Source organism: Streptomyces sp. NPDC018947, from assembly GCF_044390505.1.
GTDB lineage: Bacteria > Actinomycetota > Actinomycetes > Streptomycetales > Streptomycetaceae > Streptomyces.
On the sequence record NZ_JBIRZD010000022.1, the window covers coordinates 26,820 to 48,286 of the forward strand.

The window sequence follows — 21,467 nt, forward strand, 5'->3', positions numbered from 1 at the left end:
TCACTCCGGCCGCGGGGAGGAGGAGCGGACGCGCAGGCGAACCGGCACGAGCACTCCGTCGGTCTCCCGCCGTCCTTGCTCCAGTACGGCCACCGGCAGGTCGATCCCGGCCTCCGCGACGGCGTCCGGGCGCAGACTCGGCGTCGTCACCGGCGGATCGGTGTGCACGACGGTCTCGTCCTCGCTGACGCGGACGAGAGCAGATCGCCGGGGACGTCGTAGCCGTGACGGCGGGCCGCCTCCAGGACGAGCGGCGGGCCGGCCTCGGCGGCCACGAGCAGCGCGTCGTCGGGACGCTCCGGTCCGGAGCCCAGGGCGGTCTCGACGGCCCCGGCCCGTTCCCGGGTTCGGAGGCTCGTACGGCCGGCTCGGGCAGGCCGTGCGCCGCGCACCAGTCGCGGTGCGCGGCGCGCACCTCCCGGTGGAAGCGGGTGGTGCTGTCGGGTACGACCAGCGCGGGCCGCCTGGCGCCCTGGTCCAGGACGTGGTCCAGGGCCGGCCGGACGGCGGCGCCGCGTCGACGTCCGCCCAGTGCGCCCCCGGCCTGCCCTCCACGGACCAGTCGCTGAAGAGCGGGATGCGGGCGGCCGGCAGGCACCCCGTTGTCCGCGGGCCGCCGTCCAGCGCCGTCCGCGCCACCGACCGGTCCGTCATGCCCACCACCGCGCGCAGCCTCGACGAACTCAGGGCGCTCACCGGAGCCGACCTCGGCCGTACCGAATCGCTCCACATCACCCGGAGCCGGGTGAACACCGTCGCCGACGCCACCGACGACCACGAGTGGATCCACACGGACCCCGTGAAGGCCGAGGAGGGGCCCTTCGGAGGAACGATCGCCCACGGCTACCTCACCCTCTCCCTCATCATCCCGCTCTTCGGTGAGCCGCTGGAGATCACCGGTACCAGGATGAGCGTCAACCACGGCCTGGAGAAGGTCCGTTTCCCCAGCCCGTACCGGTCGGCGCGAGGGTCCGCCTGCACGGCGTCGTCGGCACCGTGGAGGAGGTGAAGGGCAACGGCGTGCAGATGCCGCTCACGTTCACCGTCGAGGTGGAGGGCGGCGACAAGCCGGCCTGCGTCGCCCGGGCCGTCTACGCCACTACTCCTGACGGGCCGGTGCCGTGAGGCACCGCCACCCGCGGGCGCTCGACTCCGGCCCGAAAACACCCTGCTGGATCGTTATCTCGTGATGGCGCACAAGATCCAGGATCAGGAGAGTTTGGGCGGCCTTGCCGGCGGCCTACTTCGGGCCAGGCCCGGCAAGGGGATCTTGACTGCCCGACGGGGCTGAAGTTACGTTGAATATTCAGTCAAGTCGGTAAAGTTCACGTAAAGCGGATCCGGGAGTTGTGCGGTGAACATGGTCGAGAGGAATATCGAGCTCACACGTCTGAAGAGAATGCTGAACGAGTGCATGACGAACGGCCGAACGGTTGCCCTCATAACAGGCCCGGGCGGTTTAGGGAAAACGACACTCTTATCCGGCTTCTCTGGGTACGCGAGGAACAGCGGCGCCCTGGTTCTGAGTGCGTCGGGAGCCTCTTCCGAGCAGGTCCACTCCCTGGGCGTGCTGGGGCGGATGTTCCGCTCCGTCGAGTTGAGCGCCGAGCAGGAGGGGCGGGTCGAACATCTCCTGGCCGCACGAGAAGCCGATTGCCGGGATTCTCCGCTGACCGCCCGGGCGGTGGACGAGCTGACGGGAATCCTCCTCGAAGCCGCCGACGGGCGACCTCTGGTGCTGGCTGTCGATGATATGCAGTACGCGGATCCGGCCAGTCTGCAAGCGCTTCTCCTGATACTGCGCCGACTTTCCTCCAGTCCCGTCGTCGCGGTGTTCGCCGAATGGCGGATATTCAGCTCCAAGCCTCCACTGGTCCTGGCCGAGTTCATCAAGCAGCCGTACTTTCATCTCTTGAACCTGGAGCCGCTCTCTCTCGGCGGCGTGACCGATTGGCTGCGGCAGCGAGGTCTGGACGAAGCGAGCGCGGAGCGGCTTGCTCCTCCCTTCCTGGCGGCGACAGGGGGCAGTCCGCTGATCCTGCAAGCGCTGTTCCAGGATCAGTGCGACGCCTTCGACGAGTCCGATCCCGCAGGCGTGGAGTCGGTTTCCGTGACGGACGAAGTGCGCATCGGCGCTCACTTCAAGCTGGCTGTGGAGGCTTGCCTGCACCGCTGGGATCCTCACCTGCTCGACGTCGCCCGTGGCCTGGCCGTCCTCGGCGCTCCGGCGTCGGCCGCCGCGCTGGTACGGCTGCTGAAGAGCGAACAGCGCACCGTGGGGGAGGCGTTGAACGCCCTCGCCGGCACCGGACTGCTCCGGTCCGGATGGTTCTCCCACCCGGCTGCCAGGGCCGCCGCGCTGAGCGGGCTCGACGATGAGGCGCTCGCCGCGCTGTACGAGCGCACCGCGCTGCTGCTCCACTCCGACGGGGCGATGCCGTCCGAGGTCGCCGAACGCCTGGTCGCCGCGGGGGGCGTCGCGGAGAAGTGGTCCGTGGACGTCCTGCGCAACGCGGCCTGGCAAGCGGTGAGGGAGGGGAATCCGGGACGCGCGGCCGAGTTCCTCGAAGCCGCCCAGCGAGCCTGTGGCGACGCCCAGGAGAGGGCCGAGGTCCTGGGGGAGCTGGCACGGGTCCTGTGGCTGGTGAAGCCGACCGCGGTGACCTCACAACTGGAGCCGCTGTGCTCAGCACTCGAGGACGGGACCCTGGCCGATCGCGGCAAAGTGGCGCTCAGCACGTTCCTGGCCTGGCAGGGCCGGGCCGACGAGGCGGCCACGGTGCTCGAGGAGGTCGACGGACAAGAGGACGAGTCCGACCTGACCGGTGCGGCAGAGCTGGCGCTCGCGCGTCAGTGGATTCGGTGGGTGGTGCCTCTCAAGGAAACGGACCGTGCCGAGGAAACCCCCATGGCGAACCGTGCCGAGGAGACGGCCGAGCGCATGTCGTGGAGCGACCTCGTCAAGAGCGCCGAACAGCTCCTGCAAAGCTGCCGAATCGCCGACGCCCTCCCGGTCACCGCGCTGTCCGCGTTGCTCGTCCTGACCTTCGACAACAGGCTGGACGATGCCGAGCGCTGGTGCGAGCGGCTCGGGCCGGAGGCCGAAGCGCATCAGGCAGTGGCCTGGGTGGCGATACTCGCGGCCGTCCAGGGGCTGGTGGCCGTGCGCAGGGGCGACCTCGTCGATGCCGAGCGGCACTCTCGCCGAGCCCTGACCGCGATGCCTGAACACAACTGGGGCGCGGCCCTCGGGTTGCCGCTGTCCGGTCTCGTCCACGCCACCACCGCCATGGGCAACATGGATGAGGCGGAGACGCTCGTCAAAGAGGCACTTCCCTCAGTGCACCGAAATCCTTTCTGGCTGCATTTCCTGCATGCGCGCGGCCGTTTCTACATCGAGAGCGACCGGCCGTATGCGGCGGTGGCGGACCTTCAGGCGTGTGGTCGCCTTCTCGCCAGATGCGATCTCGACCTTCCGAACTTCGTCCCCTGGAGGAGTGACCTGGCGGAGGCGTGGTTGCGCCTCGACGACTCACCGAGTGCCAAGGCCGTCATCGAGGAACAACTCAGGCTGACGAACGCCGACGACAAGCGGGTGCACGGTCGCTCCCTGCGCATCATGGCCGCGACACTGAACCTTCCGGAGCGGGCCTCCCTGCTGAGGGACGCGGTGAAGGTGCTCCTCGAATCCGGTGACCGGCTCGAACTGGCCGTCGCGCTCGCCGATGCGAGTGACGCCGAGCTCGAGTCCGGCCGCTTCACCGAATCCAGGCTCAGCGCACATCAGGCAACGCGCATGGCCAAGATCTGCGGGGCCGAACCGCTCTACTGGAGGCTGCAGAGTTCCGGTGGCGAAGAGGCGCAGGAGGACGCTCCGACGGCGCGGAAGGACATCCACGGGTTCGCCCTGCTCAGTGAGGCCCAGCGCAAGGTCGCGGCTCTGGCCGCACAGGGGCGGAGCAACCGTGAGATCAGCCGGACCCTCTTCATCACGGTGAGCACGGTGGAGCAGCACCTCACCAAGGTCTACCGGAAACTCGGAGTGAGCAGTCGCTCCGGTCTGCCGGTGGAGCTGTGCCTGGTGGGGCCGGCGGACCACTGAACCGCCGCGCGTCCGGTCCGGACGTCTCCGCGGATGGCGGTGCCCCCGGCGGCCTGGTCGTGGTCGGAACCGGGCGGCACCGCCGCCACCGCTCCATGCCTGGTCAGGGCGGGTCGCGGACGACGAGCTGGGGCAGGGCGGCCGCACGACAGGGGTAGGGGTAGGGGTGTGATCGCTGTCGTCGCGCTCGGGTCGCCGGTTACGTTGAGGCTCGATTGCCGACGGAGTGAGGCTCGTCAGACGGAGGATGTGCCGGCTGACTGCCCTGAGACGGGGGTCTTTGCCGATGACCGTAGCCGCGGATCGGGACCACTGGTTCCGCAGGTACGAAACCGCGTTGCCGGGCGCGGTCCAGTTGCTCTGCCTGCCGCACGCCGGCGGTGCGGCGTCACAGTTCCTGCCCCTGGCCCGGGAACTGGCGCCGGCCGTCGACGTCGTCTGCGTCCAGTATCCGGGCCGGCAGGACCGGAGGAAGGAGACGCCGATCGACGACGTGCACACACTGGCGGACCGGCTCTGCGACCTGCTGGCGCCCACGCCGGAGCGGCAGCTCGTCATCTTCGGGCACAGCATGGGCGCGGTCGTCGGGTTCGAACTGGCGCTGCGCGTCGAGCGTTCGGCACCGGGCGCGCTGCTCGGGCTGATCGCGTCCGGCCGCCGGGCCCCGGTGATCCACCGGGAGGAGAACGTCCACCGGCGTGGCGACGACGAGATCATCGCGGAGATCCGCGCACTGAGCGGCACCGATCCCAGTGTGCTGGCCGACGACGAACTGCTGCGCATGGTCCTGCCGGCACTACGGGCCGACTACCGGGCGATCGAGACCTACCGCTACCGGGAGGGCGACCGGCTCGGCGCTCCGATCGGCGTGCTCGTCGGGGACCGCGACCCCCGTGTGAGCCTCGACGAGGCCCGGGCATGGGAGCAGCTCACTCAGGGGGCCTTCTCGATGCGCACGTTCCCCGGAGGGCACTTCTATCTGAACGCGCAGCAGGCCGCGGTGGCGTCGGCGGTCGGCGACCGCATCACCGCCTTCCGGGACCTGTCTCGTGTGTCCTGACGAGTGAGCCGCAAGAACCGCCGGAACAGGGGCCGTTGCCCGGTGCGCCGGCGGGCGGGTGAAGGGACCGGGACCCGGTAGCTCCTTCACCACGATCCGGTCCCCTCTCGATCCGATCCCCTCCGCCTCTCCTCACGCGTGCACACCTGAGCGGGAACGCTCACGGCGCCGCGGGCATCCCGCCGCGCCCGCTCCGCCGCGCCGTCGGCCTCGAGAATCCGTCCGTCCTCGCTCGTTCCCTCATGACCAGGAGGTGATGTCAGCCGTGCTGGAATCGGCTACTGACACCAACGGCGGTACCGGCGACGAGCCGATCGCCGTGGTCGGGGTGTCCTGCCGGCTCCCCGGGGCCGCCACGCCCGAGGAGTTCTGGCGCCTGCTGGTGGACGGACGCAGCGCCGTCGGGCGGGTGCCGGCGGGCCGTTGGCCGCAGGAGCCGGCCGAGGAGGCGGCCCGCCGGGGCGCGTTCCTGGACGCGGTGGACCGGTTCGACGCGGCGTTCTTCGGTATCTCGCCGCGCGAGGCACGGACCATGGACCCGCAGCAGCGGCTGACGCTGGAACTGTGCTGGGAGGCGCTGGAGGACGCCGGGATCGTCCCGGAGACGCTGCGGGACCGTCCGGCCGGTGTGTTCGTCGGAGCGATCGCGGACGACTACGCCCGCCTCCTGCACCGCCAGGGCATGCCGACGATCGGCGCGCACAGCCTCACCGGCCTGCACCGGAGCCTCATCGCCAACCGCGTCTCCTACAGCCTGGGTCTGAACGGGCCGAGCCTCACCGTGGACACCGGCCAGTCGGCCTCCCTGGTCGCGGTGCATCTGGCGGCGGAGAGCCTGCGCCGGGGCGACTGCGAGATCGCGCTCGTCGGTGGAGTGCACCTCAATCTCGTTCCTGAGGGCGCCGTGACCGCCGCCCGGTTCGGCGCGCTCTCGCCCACCGGCCGCTGCCACACCTTCGACGAACGCGCCGACGGATTCGTGCGCGGCGAGGGCGGGGCGGTCGTCGTGCTCAAGCCCCTGGACCGGGCCCGGGCCGACGGTGACGTCGTCTACTGCGAGATCCGGGGCAGCGCGGTCAACAACGACGGCGGCGGCGCGAGCCTGACCAGTCCCAGCGTGCGGGCGCAGACGGAGGTGCTGCGGGCGGCGTACCGGCGAGCCGGAGTGAGCCCGGACCACGTCGGATACGTGGAACTGCACGGCACCGGAACTCGCGTCGGCGACCCCGTCGAGGCGGGCGCGCTGGGCGCCGCACTGTCCGCCGGCCGGACGGCGGACCGGCCGTTGCTGGTCGGATCGGTGAAGACGAACATCGGCCATCTGGAGGGCGCCGCGGGCATCGCCGGCCTGGTCAAGGCGGTACTTTCGCTGGCGCGTCGCCGGATCCCGCCGAGCCTGAACTTCACCCGCGCCCATCCGGACATCCCCCTGGACGAGCTGCGGCTGAACGTCGTCCAGGAGACGACACCCTGGCCCGACGGCACGGGTCCGGCCGTCGCCGGCGTCAGTTCGTTCGGCATCGGGGGCACCAACTGCCATGTGGTCCTGGCCGCGGGAACGGCACCGGAGGGGACCGGCGGCACCGACGGCGCGGGGGACGGGGCCCCACCGCGTACGGTGCCGTGGGTGCTCTCGGGCCGCTCCGCCGCCGCGCTTCGTGACCAGGCGGACCGGCTGCGTGCCCGCCTCGTGTCCGAACCGGGCCTGAGGCCCCTCGACGTCGGCCACACACTGGCCGGGCACCGCGCGCTGTTCGAGCACCGTGCCGTGGTGACCGGCGACGACCATAAGGCCCGGATGGGGGCGTTGGCGGCACTGTCCCGTGCGGAGTCCTCCCCGGACGTGGTGACGGGGCAGGCCGTCCAGGGCGACGTCGTGTTCGTCTTTCCCGGTCAGGGATCGCAGTGGGCCGGCATGGGGCTGGAGCTGTACGAGGAGTTCCCGGTCTTCGCGGATCACCTGCGCGCGTGCGCACGGGCGTTGGAGCCGCACGTCGGCTGGTCGCTGCTGCCGGTGCTCCGAGGGGAAACCGGTGCGCCGTCGCTGGACCGGGTGGACGTGGTGCAGCCGGCTCTGTTCGCGGTGATGACGTCGCTGGCGCGTCTGTGGGGTTCCCTGGGTGTGCGTCCCGCGGCCGTGGTGGGTCACAGCCAGGGGGAGATCGCGGCCGCCCATGTGGCGGGGGCGCTGTCCCTGCGGGACGCGGCTCGTGCGGTCGCTCTGCGGAGCCGGGCACTGCGGGGTCTGTCGGGCCGGGGTGCGATGGCCGTGGTGTCGATGCCCGCGGACGAGGTCGCGCGGCGTGCCGGGGGTGCTGCCGGCGGCCTGTCGGTCGCGGCCGTGAACGGGCCGGTGTCGACGGTGGTCGCCGGCGAGCCCGACGCGGTGGACGGCTTCGTGGCCCGGGTCGCCGGGGAGGGGTTCCAGGCGCGTCGTCTGCCCGTCGACTACGCCTCGCACTCGGCGCAGACGGAGGAGATCCGTCAGGACCTCTTCGAGTCGCTGGCCGGGGTGTCCGCCAGGCCGGGGGAGATCCCGTTCTATTCGACGGTCACCGCCGAGGTGGTGGACACGGCCGGTCTGGACGCCGGCTACTGGTTCCGGAACGTGCGGCAGACGGTCCGGTTCGAGGAGACCGTCCGTCTGCTGCTGGCCGACGGGCACCGGCAGTTCGTGGAGTGCAGTCCGCACCCCGCTCTGCTCGCCGCGGTGGCCGACACGGCCGCCTCGGCCGGGGTGCCCGCTGCCACCGTGGGCTCGCTGCGTCGCGGTGACGGCGGCCGGCGGCGGTTCATGACCAGCCTGGCCGAGGCCCACACGCACGGCGCACCCGTGGACTGGTCCGAGATCCTCGCCGACCCGGGCCGACGGCGCGTGCCGTTGCCCACCTACCCCTTCCAGCGTGAGCGCCACTGGTGGGACGGGCCTGCCGCCGCGGCGCCGGCGCCCGACGTCCCGGCAACGTCCGCCACGCAGCCGCCGGCCCCGGCCGCCGGCGAGGAGAACGAGCCGCCCACCACGGCAGCCGGCCGGCGGTCCCTGGCGGACCGGCTCGCGGGGCTGCGCGAGGTCGACCGCGACCGGATGATGCTCGACCTGGTCCGTGACGGCGCGGCATTGGTGCTGGAGCACGACTCCGCGGAGGGCGTCGAGGCCGACCGGTCGTTCCGCGAACTCGGCCTCGACTCCATGACGGCGGTCGAGCTGCGGCGGCGGATGAACGCCGCCACCGGCCTGCACCTGCCCGCCACCGTTCTGTTCGAGCATCCGACCCCGGCCCGGCTGGCCCGCCACCTGTGGCGCGAACTGCTCGGGACGGCGCCCGCTACGACGGCCGCCCCCGGCGCGGCCCCCGGAGAGGACGAACCGGTCGCCGTCGTCGGCATCGGCTGCCGCTTCCCCGGCGAGGTACGGTCCCCCGAGGACCTGTGGCGGCTGCTGGCCGAAGGCACCGACGCCGTCTCGGAGTTCCCCGAGGACCGCGGCTGGCGGCTGGACGACCTGTTCGGCCCCGATCCGCGCGGCGGCGCGCGCAGCTACGTACGGCATGGCGGCTTCCTCCACGACGCGGCCCGGTTCGACGCGGCCTTCTTCGGCATCAGCCCGCGCGAGGCCGACGCGATGGACCCCCAGCAGCGGCTGCTGCTGGAGACCTCGTGGGAGGCGCTGGAGCGGGCCGGGATCGACCCCGCCGGGCTGCACGGCAGCGACACCGGTGTGTTCCTCGGCGCGACCTCGCAGGACTACGGCTCGCGCCTGGCCGACGCGCCGGCCGGCTACGAGGGGTACGTACTGACCGGCACCACTTCCAGCGTGGCGTCCGGGCGCGTGGCGTACACACTCGGCCTGGAGGGACCGGCGCTCACCGTCGACACGGCGTGTTCCTCCTCGCTGGTGGCGCTGCACCTGGCCCGCCAGGCGCTGGTGCGGGGCGAGTGCTCCATGGCGCTGGCCGGCGGGGTGACCGTGATGGCGACGCCCGGCATGTTCACCGAGTTCAGCAGGCAGCGCGGACTGGCCCCGGACGGGCGCTGCAAGCCGTTCGCCGAGGCCGCCGACGGCACCGCCTGGAGCGAGGGCGTCGGCGTCCTCGTGGTGGAGCGGCTGTCCGACGCGACCCGCAACGGGCACCGGGTACTGGCCGTCCTGCGCGGCTCCGCGGTGAACCAGGACGGCGCCAGCAACGGCCTGACCGCACCCAACGGAGCCGCCCAGCGCCGCGTGATCCGGCAGGCGCTGGACACGGCCGGACTCGCGGCGGCCGACGTGGACGCGGTCGAGGCGCACGGCACCGGCACGACGCTGGGCGACCCGATCGAGGCGCAGGCCGTCCTCGCCACCTACGGCCAGGACCGCCCGGCCGGACGGCCGGTGCTGCTCGGTTCGCTCAAGTCGAACATCGGGCACACCCAGGCCGCCGCGGGCGTCGCCGGCGTGATCAAAATGATCATGGCGATGCGGCACGGCATGCTGCCGCGCACGCTGCACCTGGACCGCCCGTCCTCGCACGTCGACTGGGACGCGGGTGCCGCCGTGCTGCTGCCCGAGCCCACCCCCTGGCCGGAGGTGGACCGGCCGCGCCGCGCCGGGGTGTCGGCGTTCGGCATCAGCGGAACCAACGCCCACGTCATCCTGGAACAGGCACCCCCGCAACCGGAGCCCGAGATGTCCGGCCCCGCCCCGGCGGCCGTGCCGTGGCCCCTGTCGGCACGCGACCCGCGCGCACTGCGCCGCCAGGCCGAACTGCTGCACGACTGGCTGCGCGACCACCCCGACGCTTCACCCACCGAGGTCGCGCACACCCTCGACAGGGGACGGGCCGCACTCACCCACCGGGCCGTGGTGGTCGGCGCCGACCGCGACGCGTTCCTGACCGGCCTGCGCGCGCTCGCCGACGGCGAGAGCGCCCGCCACCTGGTCCAGGACGCCGCCACGGCCGACCGCAGGACCGTCTTCGTCTTCCCCGGCCAGGGATCGCAGTGGGCCGGGATGGGCGTGCGGCTGATGGACGAGTCACCGGTCTTCCACCGGCACCTGACCGACTGCGCCGAAGCACTCCAGCCGTACCTCGCGTTCTCGCCGCAGGCCGTGCTGCGCGGCGATCCGGACGCGCCCGCCCTCGACCGGGTCGACGTCGTCCAGCCGGTGCTCTTCGCGGTGCTGGTCTCCCTGGCCCGCACCTGGGAGTCGTACGGCGTACGGCCCGACGCGGTCGTCGGGCACTCCCAGGGCGAGATCGCCGCCGCGCACCTCGCGGGCGCGCTGTCGCTGGACGACGCCGCCCGGATCGTGTGCCGGCGCAGCCAGGCCCTCGGGGTGCTCGCCGGCCGGGGCGGCATGGCGTCCGTACCACTGCCGCTGCCCGAGGTCACCGAGCTGATCCACCACTGGGGCGACCGCCTGGAGGTCCCGTCATGACTGGCCGGGGCCCGTCCGGGCAAGGATTCCTCCGTGAACGCGTTCGAGTAGAGGGGGAACCGACATCGTTACGCGGACGGGGGACATGGAGAGGCAGGCGGTGCCACAGCTCAGGCGCAGACTCGGCCGGGCGGACCTGCGGGCGGTGCCCGAGGCCCGCCGGGCGCTGCGCGAGCTGCTGCGGCAGTGGGGCAGACCGGGGCGCTCGGAGGTCGCGGAACTGCTCACCAGCGAACTGGTCACGAACGCGCTCGTCCACACCGACGACGACGCCCTGCTGACCGCGACGGTCTCGGAGCGCGGGCTGCGGGTGGAGGTGCGGGACGGGGAGAGCGGTCTGCCCACCCCGCGCGCCCCCGACCCCGACGAGGCCACCGGCGGCAGGGGTCTCGTCCTGGTGCGGTCGCTGGCGGACGCCTGGGGCGTGCGGTCGCACGACGGGGGGAAGTCGGTCTGGTTCGAGCTGGACGCCGAGGCCGCCTGAGACGCCGAAGGGGCGTGACGCACGGTCACGCCCCTTGTGGCGAGTGGTCGTTCGGGACGGATCAGCCGAACTGCTGCTCCAGGTCCTTCAGCTTGCGCTCCAGGGAGTCCAGGCGCGGCAGGGCCTGGGTGTCGTCCTCCGCGGTGAGGTCGACGGTGACCGGGTCAGTTCCGCTGCGAACGGGCTGGAGCGAGGGACGCTGGCGTACGGGCAGGGGCTCCGGGGTGGATATGGCAGGCTCCGCTGCGGCGCGCTCGGATCCGCGCTCCACCTGCTGCACCTCGACCTCGACCTGCCGGCCGCCGCGTCCGGGGAAGCCCCGGTGGCCGTGGCCCCGGCTGATGGCCTTGAGCTGGGCCCGCTCCAGGCGCTCCTGCTCGCGCCGGCGCTGGCGGGTCTCCTCCTTCTGGCGCTTGTCCTCGCGCACCTCCTCGACCGCCTCGTCGAGGCTGCGCACGCCCTCGAGGAGCATCAGCGACCAGGCGCGGTACGTCTCGCGGGGGGCCCGCAGCCAGCGGACCATGCGGATCTGCGGCAGCGGACGCGGCACCAGGCCCTGCTCGCGCAGCGCGGCCCGTCGGGTCTGCTTCAGGGCGCGGTCGAACAGCACCGCGGCCGACAGGGACATGCCCGCGAAGAAGTGCGGGGCGCCGGCGTGGCCCACGCCGCGGGGCGCGTGCACCCAGTTGAACCAGGCCGCGGCGAACGCGAAGGTCCACACGAGGATGCGCGAGCCGAGCGCCGCGTCACCGTGGCTGGCCTCGCGCACCGCGAGGACGGAGCAGAACATCGCCGCCCCGTCGAGGCCGAACGGGACCAGGTACTGCCAGCCGCCGCTCAGGCCGAGGTTCTGCTCGCCGAAGCCGACCAGGCCGTGGAAGGAGAGTGCCGCGGCGACCGCGGCGCAGCAGAAGAGGAGGACGTAGGAGACGCTGCCGTAGACGGCCTCCTTGCGCCTGCGGCGCTCCTCGGCACGCTCCCACGAGTCGTCCGCGCCCGCGTCCTTCCCCGAGGATCGCTTGCCGCGCGCGAGCACCGCCACCGCCGCCAGCACGCCCAGGAGCAGCACGGCGCCCGGAAGCAGCCAGTTCAGCGATATGTCGGTCAATCTCATCAGGGGTCCCTTGCCTTGGGATAGGGCGTAACGCCCGCCATGGTGGCCCAAACCCGGCGTCCCTCAGGGGGTTTCGGGGCAAGAGGCCGCCAAGGGAGTGAGGAGGAAGGGCACAGGGCGGCGTTCTGCTCGAACTGCCGCATGAGGGGCGGGAGTTGAGTTCGAATAAGAATACCCGTACGGGTGGTTCCACGGAAAGTTCCCGCGACGCGTGGGGAAGTTGTGAAACACCGTGCCGGACGCCGGATGATCTTAGCGCGGCCCGAGCCGGCGGACGCCGCGGGGCCGTGTGCGCGGGCCCTCAGCCGGCGGCGGCGAGCAGCTTGCCGACGCGGTCGGCGTCGCAGGTGCGCGGGCAGGTGGCGCAGGTGTCCTCGGGGCGCAGGGTGTAGAACATGCAGCAGCTCGCCCGGTCCCGGGTGTGCAGCGGTTCACCGTCCGGCCCGGTCAGCTCCCGGAACGCGGCCCTGCCGACGTACGGTTCGGTCGCGCCCGGCAGCAGCAGCTCCAGCTCCCGGCGGGCCCGCTCCTGCTCGCCGAGGAGGTGGGCGACGTACCACAGGCCCTCGACGACCTCGTCGGTCGCCATGCCCCACAGGGCGCGTCCGCGCCGCCGCATGCGCGGCCCGAAGCCGGCGAGCACCGGCTCCATGTGCTCGGCGACCGCGGCCCGCACCTCGGCGCGCAGCGCCTCCTCGCCGGCGACCACCCGGGCACCGGGCAGCGCGGCTGCCGGGTCGCCGGGCAGACAGGCGAAGCCGGCGGGGCGCGCGGCCATCCGGCCCAGGGGGAGTCCGGGCGCCCCGCGGTCGTAGGCGACGTGCGTCACCGGATAGCGGGGCACCCTGCGGTGCAGGAACCACGGCACCGTGATCAGCAGGCAGGCGGGCCAGGCGTACCGGTGCAGTCCGAAGCTCGCGACCACGTCCGGGCGGGCCCGCTGCCCGTAGTCCCGGACCACCTGGGCGTCGTCCCAGGCGAGGAAGGCCTCCAGCTCCGCGCCGCCCGCCGCGAGCGCGGCGGCGGCGGCCCAGCCCCCGCCGGCGGGCAGTTCCTCCCCGGCGGCCGTCTCGGTCACGCCCAGTGCCGGCAGGACCTCGGACAGACGGGCGTACGAGTCCGCGACGGCCGAGCGGGAGACAGGCATGCGGGACCACCGATCCACGTCGGGACAACGGGCTGCTTCAGGTAAGCCTTACCTTACCGAAGTTCGTCGACAAGGGAACTGACGGGTCGTGCGCATAGGGTGCTCGACGGGCCGAACGGCATCCCGCCCGACGGCCCTGCGACCGCCGCGTCCTGGAGGAGGACCCGTGAAGCAGAGCGCCCAGGTCCCCGACGCGACCGAGGACCCGCGGCCCGCCGCCGCACAGCCCTTACGCGTGCCGGCCCAGCCCGCCGCGGCCGACCGGGAGCGCACCCGGGACCGCGACGCCGTCGCCGGGGGCGACGACGCGCCCGAGCACACCACGCACGGCCGGCCGCCGCCCGGTCGGCCCGGAGCACCGGTCCGGCGCTCCTCCGTGCGCGGGCAGGTCCTCGACGCCCTGCGCGCCGCGCTGACCGCGGGCGACCTGCGCCCCGGCGAGGTGTACTCGGCGCCCGTGCTCGGCGAACGGTTCGGCGTCTCGGCGACGCCCGTGCGCGAGGCCATGCAGCAGCTCGCCCTCGAGGGCGCCGTCGAGGTCGTGCCCAACCGGGGTTTCCGCGTCGTCGAGCGGGACGCCCGGGAGCTGGCCGAGCTGGCCGAGGTGCGGGCCCTGATCGAGGTCCCGGTGCTGCTGCGGCTGGCCCGCACGGTCCCCGCCGAGCGCTGGGCCCGGCTGCGCCCCGTCGCCGAGGCCACCGTCCGCGCCGCGTCGTCCGGCTGCCCGGTGACCTACGCCGAGGCCGACCGCGCCTTCCACCGCGAGGTGCTCGCGCTCGCCGGCAACGAGCAGCTCCTGCGCGTCGCAGGTGATCTGCACCGCCGCGCGCAGTGGCCGTCGGTCGGCGCCCCCGCGGTGCGGGGGCGGGCCGGCCTGACCGCCGACGCTCACCAGCACACGGCCCTGCTGGACGCGCTGATCACCGGCGATCAGGACCTGGTGCGGGCCCTGGTGGCCGAGCACTTCGCCACCGCGCTCTGAGGGCCCGCACGCCGGCTCCTCAGCGGACCTCCTGCGTCACCTCCCGCGGCTCCTGCTCCCCCGCGCGCTGCCGGGCCGCCGGTTTCCCGCCGGACCTGCCCCCGCGGCGCGCGGTGCGCCCGTCGGATCCGCGTCCGTGCAGTTCGACGGCGAGCGGCGCGGCGGTGAACACCGAGGAGTACGTGCCGACCCCCACGCCGATCAGCAGGGCGAGGGCGAAGTCGGTCAGCGAGTCCTGGGCGAGCACCGCCAGCGAGGCGAGGATCAGCACCGCGCCCATACCGGTGTTGACCGTGCGCGGCAGCGTCTGCAGGATCGCCTGGTTGGTGAGCCGGTCGAACGGCGCCTTGCGGTCCTTGCCGATCAGCTCCCGGATACGGTCGAAGAGGACCACCGAGTCGTTGACCGAGTAGCCGATCACGGTCAGCAGCGCCGCCAGGAACACCCCGTCGATCGGCTTGCCGAGCCAGGCGAACACACCCACCAGGATGACCACGTCGTGGGCGAGCGCGCCGACCGCGGCGGTGCCGAACAGCAGCCGGAAACGGACCGCGAGGTACGCCAACTGGGCGGCGAGCGCGAGCCCGAGGGCGATCAGGGCGTCCCGGCGCAGCTCCTCGCCGAGGCTCGGGCCGATCAGCTCGTCGCGGACCTTCTCCGTCTTGCCCCCGAGCTCGCCGATGGTCTTGGTGACGGTGGTCTCCTCGGCGTTGCTCAGCTCCTCGGTGCGCACGGTCAGGTCGTGGTCGCCGGACGACTGGACGACCGCGCGCGGGAAGCCGGCGTCGGCGAGGGCGGTGCGGGCCCGGTCGGGATCGACCTCGGTCGCGGTGGAGTACTCGATGAGCCGTCCGCCGGTGAACTCGATGCCGAAGTCGAGGCCGCGCACCAGGATGCCCGAGCCCGCCAGCACCAGGGCGACGGCGGAGGCGGCCAGCCAGCGGCGCGGCCGGCGCATCAGGAAGGGGTCGCGGCGCACCAGGGCGTCACGGACCGGCCCGGTGGTCGAGATGCCGGTGATGTGCGGGCGGCGGAAGACGGCCGGGCGGCTCGCGGCGAACTCGGCCAGCACCCGGGTGATCACCAGCGCGCTGACCATGGAGGCGAGGACACCGATGCCCAGGGTGACGCCGAAGCCCTTCACGGGACCGGAGGCCAGGAAGAACAGCAGCGCCGCGGCGATCAGGGTGGTGATGTTGGAGTCGGCGATCGCGCTGAAGGCGCTGCGGAAACCGGTCGTCAGCGCCGAACGCGTACTGGGACGCGTGCGCAGCGCCTGTTCCTCGCGGGCGCGTTCGAACACCAGGACGTTGGCGTCCACCGCCATGCCGATCGCCAGGACGAAACCGGCGAGGCCCGGCAGGGTCAGCGTGGCGCCGACGGCGGCCAGGGCGGCGTAGGAGATGAGGCCGTAGCAGATCAGCGCGAGGGTGGCGAGGGCGCCCATGAGCCGGTAGACGACGATGATGAACAGCGCGGTCAGCGCGGTGCCGATGACGGCGGCCCAGGCACCGGCGGAGATCGCCTCGTCGCCCAGGGTGGCGCCGATGGTGCGCTGTTCCACGGTCTCCACGGGCACGGGCAGCGCGCCGCCCTTGATGAGCAGGGCCAGTTCGCGGGCCTCGGCGTCGTCGAAGGAGCCGGTGATCTGCGTGGAGCCGCCGGCGATGCCCGCCTTGCAGGCCACCGAGGGGTCGACCTGCGGCGCGGAGATGATCTTGTTGTCGAGCACGATGGCGACCCGGCGCTTCGGGTCACCGGCCGGGTTGCAGGCGGCCTCGCCGGTCACCTTGGCCCAGCGGTCGCTGCCCTTGTCCTTGAAGTCGACGGTGACGTGCCAGCCGGCGCCGTTCTGCTGGTCGAACCGGGCGTCGGCACCCTTGACGTCCTGACCGGTGAGGTCGGCCGCCTTCAGCCGCAGCGGCTGGCCGGTCTCGTCCGGCAGCACGCGCTCCTTGGACGGGTCGGTCTGCTTCGCGTCCGCGCCCTCGGCGGACTCGGCCGCGCCGAGCACCGAGTGGACGGTGAGCTGTGCGGTGCGGCCGAGGACGTCGGCCGCCTTCTTCGGGTCCTGTACGCCCGGCAGTTCGACGACGACGCGGTTCTCGCCGGAACGGACGATGGTGGGTTCGGCCACGCCGAGCGCGTCGATCCGGCCGCGCAGCACCTCCACGGTGCGGTCGGTGGCCTCGCGGTCGGCCTTGGTCGTGGCCGTGGACTTGGTCTCCAGCACGATCTGGGTGCCGCCGCGCAGGTCGAGGCCGAGGCGGATCGGCACGGTGAGGCTGATGGCCACCGACACGGCGATCACCGCCAGGGCGATCAGCGCGCGCAGGCGCAGCGAGCGGGCCTGCGCCCGGGTGCTCGCCGAGCGGGGACGGGGACGGGAACGTTTCACACGGGCCTCCGGCAGGCACGCCGCGGCGGCGGCTCACGCGGCCGCGGCGGAAGAGGGAAGGGGAAGGTACGGGCTCGTCTTCAGGTGCCGGAGAGTGCGGGAGGTGCCCGTCCGCGGTCGTGGCTGGTGCGGCCGGGGGAGACGGACACGGGGACGGACGCCGTCGAGGTCCGCCGCCCGTCGGCGACCGGGGTGGTGCCGGTCCCCTGCGCCGTGGTGGCCTGGTGGTCCGGTGCGGCCGGGCGCTCACCGAGGTGGTCGTGCCGGGGCCTGGCCTGCGCGGCGCAGGTACCGGGGCACCCGTCCTCGTCGTGGTACCCGGTGCCCGGACGGGGCACCGCCGTCGCCGAATGCACCGGCAACGCCCCGCCCGCGACCCGCACCCCCGGCGCGGGCCACGCGGGGAGCAGGGCCATCACCACGGCGAGCAGCGTGAGGACCGCTGCCGCGAGGGGGCGGCTGTCCGTACGGGGCACCGCCCCGGTGCGCGGGGATTCCCCGCGGGGGCTCGTCGTGGGGCGGCGTGCGGGGGAGCGGTGACGTGCGGAGGCGCGCTGGATGTCCGCGCCGGGGCCCGCCGGGAGGAGACCCCTCCCGGGGCGGGGGTCGTCCGTGTGGGGGGCCGGCGCGGGGAGGGCGTCGTCGGGGCCCGTCGTGGGGCGGGCGTGGTCCCGGTGGGGGCCGTCGGTGCGGAGGGCCGGCACCGGGCAGGGGGCGCTCGCGGCGACGGCTGCCGGGAGGGGGCCGACCGGGTGGGCGGGGCGCCGGGTGGCCGCCCGGGGCGGGGCAGGGGCGGGCACGCCGGAGGCCCGGGGCCCGGTGGGGGCCGGGCGGGCGGTCCAGGGTGCGGGGCGCATGCGCCGTCCCTTTCGTGGTGGGCGGGGGAAGCCCGGAGCCCCGGCCGGGGAGTGAGCGACCGGAGCTCCGGGCGGTTCGGGGAGCGGCCTCAGGGCTCGATGAGGCCGGCGCGGATGGCGTACCGGGTCAGTTCCAGGCGGTCCCGCAGGCCCAGCTTCTGCAGCAGGTTCGCCCGGTGCCGCTGGACCGTCTTGATGCTGATGAACAGCAGCTCGGCGATCTCCTTCGAGGAGTGGCCCTCGGCGACCAGCTTGAGGACCTCCTCCTCGCGCGGCGTGAGGATGTGGTCGGCGGTCTCCTCGCCGTGCCGCACCCGGTCCAGGTAGTTGCGGATGAGGGCGGTGACCGCGCCCGGGTACAGGAACGGCTCGTCGCGCATCGCGGCCCGGCAGGCGGCGACCAGATCGCGGTCGGCCACGGACTTGAGGACGTAACCGCAGGCACCCGACTTCAGCGCCTGGAACAGGTACTGCTCGTTGTCGTGCATCGTCAGCATCAGGATGCGCAGCCCCGGCTTCAGCGCCGCCAGCTCGCGCGCCGCCTGCAGCCCCGTCAGCCGGGGCATGGCGATGTCCAGCACGGCGAGGTCCACCGTGTGGGCGCGGGCCATCTCGATGGCCTCCGCGCCGTCCCCGGCCTCGGCGACCACCTCCAGGTCGGGCTCCCGGTCCAGGATGAGGCGCACCCCGCGGCGTACCAGCGCGTGGTCGTCGGCGAGCAGGATGCGGATCCGGGAGGGATCGGAGGCGGACGGCCCGGACGCGGCCGGCGCGGACGGGGCGGAGTCGGACTGGGTCGGGTCGGACATGGTCAGGGCTGCTTCCTGGGTACGGGTGCGGTGAGCCGGATCCGGGTACCGGCCCCGGGTGCCGAGGTGATGTCGAGGGCGGCGCCGATGAGCAGGGCCCGTTCGCGCATGCCCCGGATGCCCGCGCCCTCGCGCGCCGCCTCGATGCCGCGGCCGTCGTCGGTGATCTCGAGGACCACCGACGAGTCGGCCCGCGCGAGGCCGACCTCCAGGCACTCGGCGTCGGCGTGGCGGGCCGCGTTGGTCAGGCTTTCCTGGGCGACGCGGTACAGGACCAGCTCCGTCTCGTGGTCCAGAGCGGGCAGATCGGAGTCGAAGCGGCGCGTGACCCGCAGACCGGTGTGGGTGGCGAAGTCGTGCGTCAGCGAGGTCAGCGCGCTGATCAGACCGAGATCGTCCAGCACGCCCGGCCGCAGCCGGCGCACCAGGCGGCGGACCTCGTCCAGGCTCTCCCGGGTGATCTCCTGCGCCTGGTGCAGCTCGCCGCGCAGCGGTTCGTCGGCGTCGTCCGCCGCGCGCCCCAGCACCAGCAGGATCGCGGTCATGCTCTGCCCGACCTCGTCGTGCAGCTCCTGGGCGATACGGCGCCGCTCCGCCTCCTGGGCGAGCAGCACCCGGGCGCTGCTGGTGGCCCGCTCGTGCTCCAGGCGCTCCAGCATGGCGTTGAACGTGCGGATCAGCTCGGGGACCTCACCGCCGCCGGACACCGGGAGCCGCTGCCCGGGACGCAGCAGGTCGACCGTGGTCATCAGCTTCGTGAGCCGGTCCAGCGGGGACAGGCCCCAGCGCAGCAGGGCGCCGTTGGCCACGAGCATGACACCGAGGCCGCCCACGAGGATGACGGCCTCGGTCAGCAGGACCGGTACGGACACGGTCACCGGAGCCCACAGCAGCAGTGCTGTGGCAAAGCCCAGCACCACCGCGTTGAGCCCGAAGATCCGCCAGAACAGGGACACCGGGGGTACGCCTCCTTAGCGACGCGGTAGGCCTCTACTTTCGGTCATCGCGCCCCCCGGTCGGGAGCTGCGGCCCTTGGTCACGACCGAGCCTGGGGCCAGCCTGCCCCGTGTCCGCCGCCGGGTCGATGGGGTCCGACCCCCATTTCCCCGGTGTCCCGCACCCATACGGACGCCTCGGCACAGGGGGCAGTGGATGCTCCGTCCCCGGGCAAATGGGGTCTGCGCCCGATGGGAAAGCACCGCCGGGTCGGCCAGGGTTGAGGGTGACCAGGACTTCTTCGTACTCCCGGCACCACCCACGCGGTCCCGCCGGCCGGCCGCCGCACCTCCGACGACTCGCCGTACCGCCGGGAAACCGCCGTCTCCGAGATCGTCGTCCACCCGAGAAAAGGACTCATCGTGTCGCTCGACGCCTCCCGCATCGAACCCCGCCCCGAGCGGCTGACCGCTCACGAGGCCCGCCAGCGCCTCGAACACGCGCGCAACACCCGCATGACCCAGCTCCAGGCCCTCGACGAGACCGGGCAGAGCGCCGAGGACCAGCTCATGTCCGCGCAGAAGGCGGCCATCGAGCGGGTGCTCAAGGAGATCGAGGAGGCCTTCGCCCGGGTGGAGAACGGCACCTACGGCACCTGCCTCGGCTGCGGCAAGCCCGTGCCCGGCGAGCGTCTGGAGATCCTTCCCTACACGCGGTTCTGCGTCGCCTGCCAGCGCCGCGCCGCCGCCTGAGCACCGTCCCGTTTCTCGTCTCCCGCCCTGCTGAGGGGTGAAGTGGTGAACCAACAGATCATCGGCGGCCAGGACACGCGGCTGTCGCCCGAGGACCTCGCCGAGCTGCGGGCGAACCTCCTCGAGCAGCGGCTGTTCCGCGAGGAGCAGCTCCGGCAGATCGCGGCCGTCCCGTCCCGCGCCGACGACCGGCTCGAGAGCTGTTCCGCCGCGCAGACCGAGGTCCGGGTCAAGCTCGCGGCCTCCGCGCGCATGGTCCTGGCCGACGTCGAGGCGGCCCTCGACCGGATGGACGCGGGCCGCTACGGCTCCTGCCACCTGTGCCGGCGCCCGATCGCGCGCGAGCGTCTGATGATCGTGCCGCAGGCCCGTTACTGCGCCCGCTGCCAGCAGGTGCGGGAGGCCGGACGATGACGGTGATCCGGCGGCCCCGTGCCGCCCTGGCCCGGCACCGGCCGTGGCCCATGTGCCGGCAGTGCAGCGGCGTCGCCCTCGACATGGGCAGCGCCCGCACCCGCGCGTGGGTCGCCGGCCGGGGCATGATCCTGGACGTTCCCACGGTGACGTTCCCGGGCGCCGGCGCGGTGTACCCGATCCAGCGGGGGTCCATCGTGGACACCCCGGGGACGGCGCGGATGCTCGACCGGCTGCTGGGGCACCGCCTGCCCCGCTTCACCCGTCCGCTGGTCGTGGTGACCGCGCCGGTCCTCGACGGTTTCGCCTACCGCGCCGAGGCCCGTACGGCGGTGGAGATACTGCGTCCGCGCAGCGTGCTGACCGTCCCCAGCGCGCGGGCCGTCGCCCTCGCGGCCGGTGCGGACCTGTCCCGTCCACTGCTGGTGGTGGACCTCGGTGCCCATCTCACCGAGGTGGTGCTGCTGGTGGACGGCGCCGTGTTCGACGCGCGCCGCACCGCGCTGGGCACGGGCGACCTGGACGCGGCGACGCCGGCGACGGTGATCGCGGACGCGGTGGCCGAGATGGTGACCTCGATGCTGCGCCAGGACCGCACGTCCCTGATGGTCGACGCCCTGGGGCGGGGGCCGCTGCTGGCGGGCGGGGGAGCCCTGCGTCCCGAGATCACCTGCCGGCTGACCGCCCGGCTGCACGCGCCGCTGCGGGCCGTGCCGGCGCCGCACACCGCCGCCGTCCGCGGGGCCGCCAAGCTGCTGGAGGCCGCGCACTCCCACCCGTCGACCATGGAATCCGACCTGGACCCGGACGGTCCGGACCTGGACCCCGACCGCCCTGGCCAGGATCCCGACCGGCCGGACCCGGACCGGGACCGGCCGGACCAGCACCCCTCCTGACCACGGCCACGGCCCCACCCCCGGGGGGGGGGGGCGGGGGGGCCCCCCCCCCCCCCCCCGCGCGCCGGCCCCCCCCCCCCCCCCCCCCCCCCCCCCC

The 21,467-nt window shown here is 73.5% G+C and carries 15 protein-coding genes and 1 pseudogene; 9 read left to right on the top strand and 7 right to left on the bottom strand.

Annotation, left to right across the window (positions count from 1 at the left end; translation table 11 throughout):
* Entirely contained in the window at positions 1-168 is a 168-nt protein-coding gene (locus ACH499_RS31660; protein ID WP_356205979.1) for a hypothetical protein, read from the bottom strand.
* A 484-nt stretch (positions 169-652) separates the two neighbouring features.
* On the opposite strand from ACH499_RS31660, the pseudogene ACH499_RS31665 reads away from it, so the two are divergent.
* The 5 genes and pseudogenes from ACH499_RS31665 (at position 653) to ACH499_RS31685 (ending at position 11,065) form a co-directional block, all read left to right on the top strand.
* Positions 653-1,125, top strand: a pseudogene (locus ACH499_RS31665) (MaoC family dehydratase).
* Positions 1,126-1,360: 235 nt separating this feature from the next.
* A complete protein-coding gene (locus ACH499_RS31670) occupies positions 1,361-4,102 on the top strand; it encodes an AAA family ATPase (RefSeq protein WP_399020293.1) in 2,742 nt (913 codons plus the stop codon).
* A 286-nt stretch (positions 4,103-4,388) separates the two neighbouring features.
* Positions 4,389-5,162 (top strand): thioesterase II family protein, encoded by a 774-nt coding sequence (locus ACH499_RS31675; RefSeq protein WP_399020200.1) that lies wholly within the window; start codon positions 4,389-4,391, stop codon positions 5,160-5,162.
* A 256-nt stretch (positions 5,163-5,418) separates the two neighbouring features.
* The gene (locus ACH499_RS31680; protein ID WP_399020202.1) at positions 5,419-10,581 is read left to right on the top strand and encodes a beta-ketoacyl synthase N-terminal-like domain-containing protein; all 5,163 of its coding nucleotides are present in this window, start codon (positions 5,419-5,421) and stop codon (positions 10,579-10,581) included.
* An 85-nt stretch (positions 10,582-10,666) separates the two neighbouring features.
* Positions 10,667-11,065, top strand: a complete 399-nt coding sequence (locus ACH499_RS31685; RefSeq protein WP_356202293.1) for an ATP-binding protein — start codon at positions 10,667-10,669, stop codon at positions 11,063-11,065.
* Positions 11,066-11,126: 61 nt separating this feature from the next.
* On the opposite strand, the gene ACH499_RS31690 is transcribed toward ACH499_RS31685, so the two are convergent.
* Both ACH499_RS31690 and ACH499_RS31695 read right to left on the bottom strand, forming a co-directional pair.
* The gene (locus tag ACH499_RS31690) at positions 11,127-12,179 is read right to left on the bottom strand and encodes a DUF2637 domain-containing protein (protein ID WP_356202291.1); all 1,053 of its coding nucleotides are present in this window, start codon (positions 12,177-12,179) and stop codon (positions 11,127-11,129) included.
* Between the two features lie 301 nt (positions 12,180-12,480).
* Positions 12,481-13,326: a (2Fe-2S)-binding protein gene (locus ACH499_RS31695; RefSeq protein ID WP_399020205.1), complete on the bottom strand. Its 846-nt coding sequence runs from the start codon at positions 13,324-13,326 to the stop codon at positions 12,481-12,483.
* Between the two features lie 166 nt (positions 13,327-13,492).
* On the opposite strand from ACH499_RS31695, the gene ACH499_RS31700 reads away from it, so the two are divergent.
* On the top strand, positions 13,493-14,308 hold the full coding sequence (locus tag ACH499_RS31700) for a GntR family transcriptional regulator (RefSeq protein WP_399020207.1): 816 nt from the start codon (positions 13,493-13,495) through the stop codon (positions 14,306-14,308).
* A gap of 19 nt (positions 14,309-14,327) precedes the next feature.
* Here ACH499_RS31700 and secD read toward each other — a convergent pair whose 3' ends face one another.
* The 4 genes from secD to ACH499_RS31720 form a co-directional block, all read right to left on the bottom strand.
* On the bottom strand, positions 14,328-16,706 hold the full coding sequence (secD, locus tag ACH499_RS31705; RefSeq protein WP_399020208.1) for a protein translocase subunit SecD: 2,379 nt from the start codon (positions 16,704-16,706) through the stop codon (positions 14,328-14,330).
* A gap of 80 nt (positions 16,707-16,786) precedes the next feature.
* The gene (locus ACH499_RS31710; RefSeq protein ID WP_399020210.1) at positions 16,787-17,563 is read right to left on the bottom strand and encodes a hypothetical protein; all 777 of its coding nucleotides are present in this window, start codon (positions 17,561-17,563) and stop codon (positions 16,787-16,789) included.
* Positions 17,564-17,652: 89 nt separating this feature from the next.
* Positions 17,653-18,372 carry a response regulator transcription factor gene (locus ACH499_RS31715; RefSeq protein WP_356202285.1) on the bottom strand — a complete coding sequence of 240 codons (720 nt, stop codon included), beginning with the start codon at positions 18,370-18,372 and terminating at the stop codon, positions 17,653-17,655.
* A 2-nt stretch (positions 18,373-18,374) separates the two neighbouring features.
* Complete coding sequence (locus ACH499_RS31720) at positions 18,375-19,328, bottom strand: HAMP domain-containing sensor histidine kinase (protein WP_356202283.1); 954 nt, start codon at positions 19,326-19,328, stop codon at positions 18,375-18,377.
* Between the two features lie 402 nt (positions 19,329-19,730).
* Here ACH499_RS31720 and ACH499_RS31725 point away from each other — a divergent pair, with 402 nt between their 5' ends.
* Genes ACH499_RS31725 through ACH499_RS31735 form a run of 3 tightly spaced genes read left to right on the top strand, consistent with a single transcriptional unit; the run spans position 19,731 to position 21,370 of the window.
* Entirely contained in the window at positions 19,731-20,060 is a 330-nt protein-coding gene (locus ACH499_RS31725; RefSeq protein WP_356202282.1) for a TraR/DksA C4-type zinc finger protein, read from the top strand.
* Between the two features lie 42 nt (positions 20,061-20,102).
* Entirely contained in the window at positions 20,103-20,474 is a 372-nt protein-coding gene (locus ACH499_RS31730; RefSeq protein ID WP_356202281.1) for a TraR/DksA C4-type zinc finger protein, read from the top strand.
* The gene (locus ACH499_RS31735) at positions 20,471-21,370 is read left to right on the top strand and encodes a hypothetical protein (RefSeq protein ID WP_399020213.1); all 900 of its coding nucleotides are present in this window, start codon (positions 20,471-20,473) and stop codon (positions 21,368-21,370) included. The genes ACH499_RS31730 and ACH499_RS31735 overlap by 4 nt, the downstream gene beginning before the upstream one ends.
* Positions 21,371-21,467 lie beyond the last annotated feature (97 nt).

Coding starts and splice junctions, on each gene's coding strand:
- ACH499_RS31685 (WP_356202293.1), top strand. CDS start 10,667: ATGGAGAGGCAGGCGGTGCCACAGCTCAGGCGCAGACTCGGCCGGGCG.
- ACH499_RS31670 (WP_399020293.1), top strand. CDS start 1,361: ATGGTCGAGAGGAATATCGAGCTCACACGTCTGAAGAGAATGCTGAAC.
- ACH499_RS31680 (WP_399020202.1), top strand. CDS start 5,419: ATGTCAGCCGTGCTGGAATCGGCTACTGACACCAACGGCGGTACCGGC.
- ACH499_RS31735 (WP_399020213.1), top strand. CDS start 20,471: ATGACGGTGATCCGGCGGCCCCGTGCCGCCCTGGCCCGGCACCGGCCG.
- ACH499_RS31710 (WP_399020210.1), bottom strand. CDS start 17,563: ATGCGCCCCGCACCCTGGACCGCCCGCCCGGCCCCCACCGGGCCCCGG.
- ACH499_RS31675 (WP_399020200.1), top strand. CDS start 4,389: ATGACCGTAGCCGCGGATCGGGACCACTGGTTCCGCAGGTACGAAACC.
- ACH499_RS31690 (WP_356202291.1), bottom strand. CDS start 12,179: ATGAGATTGACCGACATATCGCTGAACTGGCTGCTTCCGGGCGCCGTG.
- ACH499_RS31695 (WP_399020205.1), bottom strand. CDS start 13,326: ATGCCTGTCTCCCGCTCGGCCGTCGCGGACTCGTACGCCCGTCTGTCC.
- ACH499_RS31715 (WP_356202285.1), bottom strand. CDS start 18,372: ATGTCCGACCCGACCCAGTCCGACTCCGCCCCGTCCGCGCCGGCCGCG.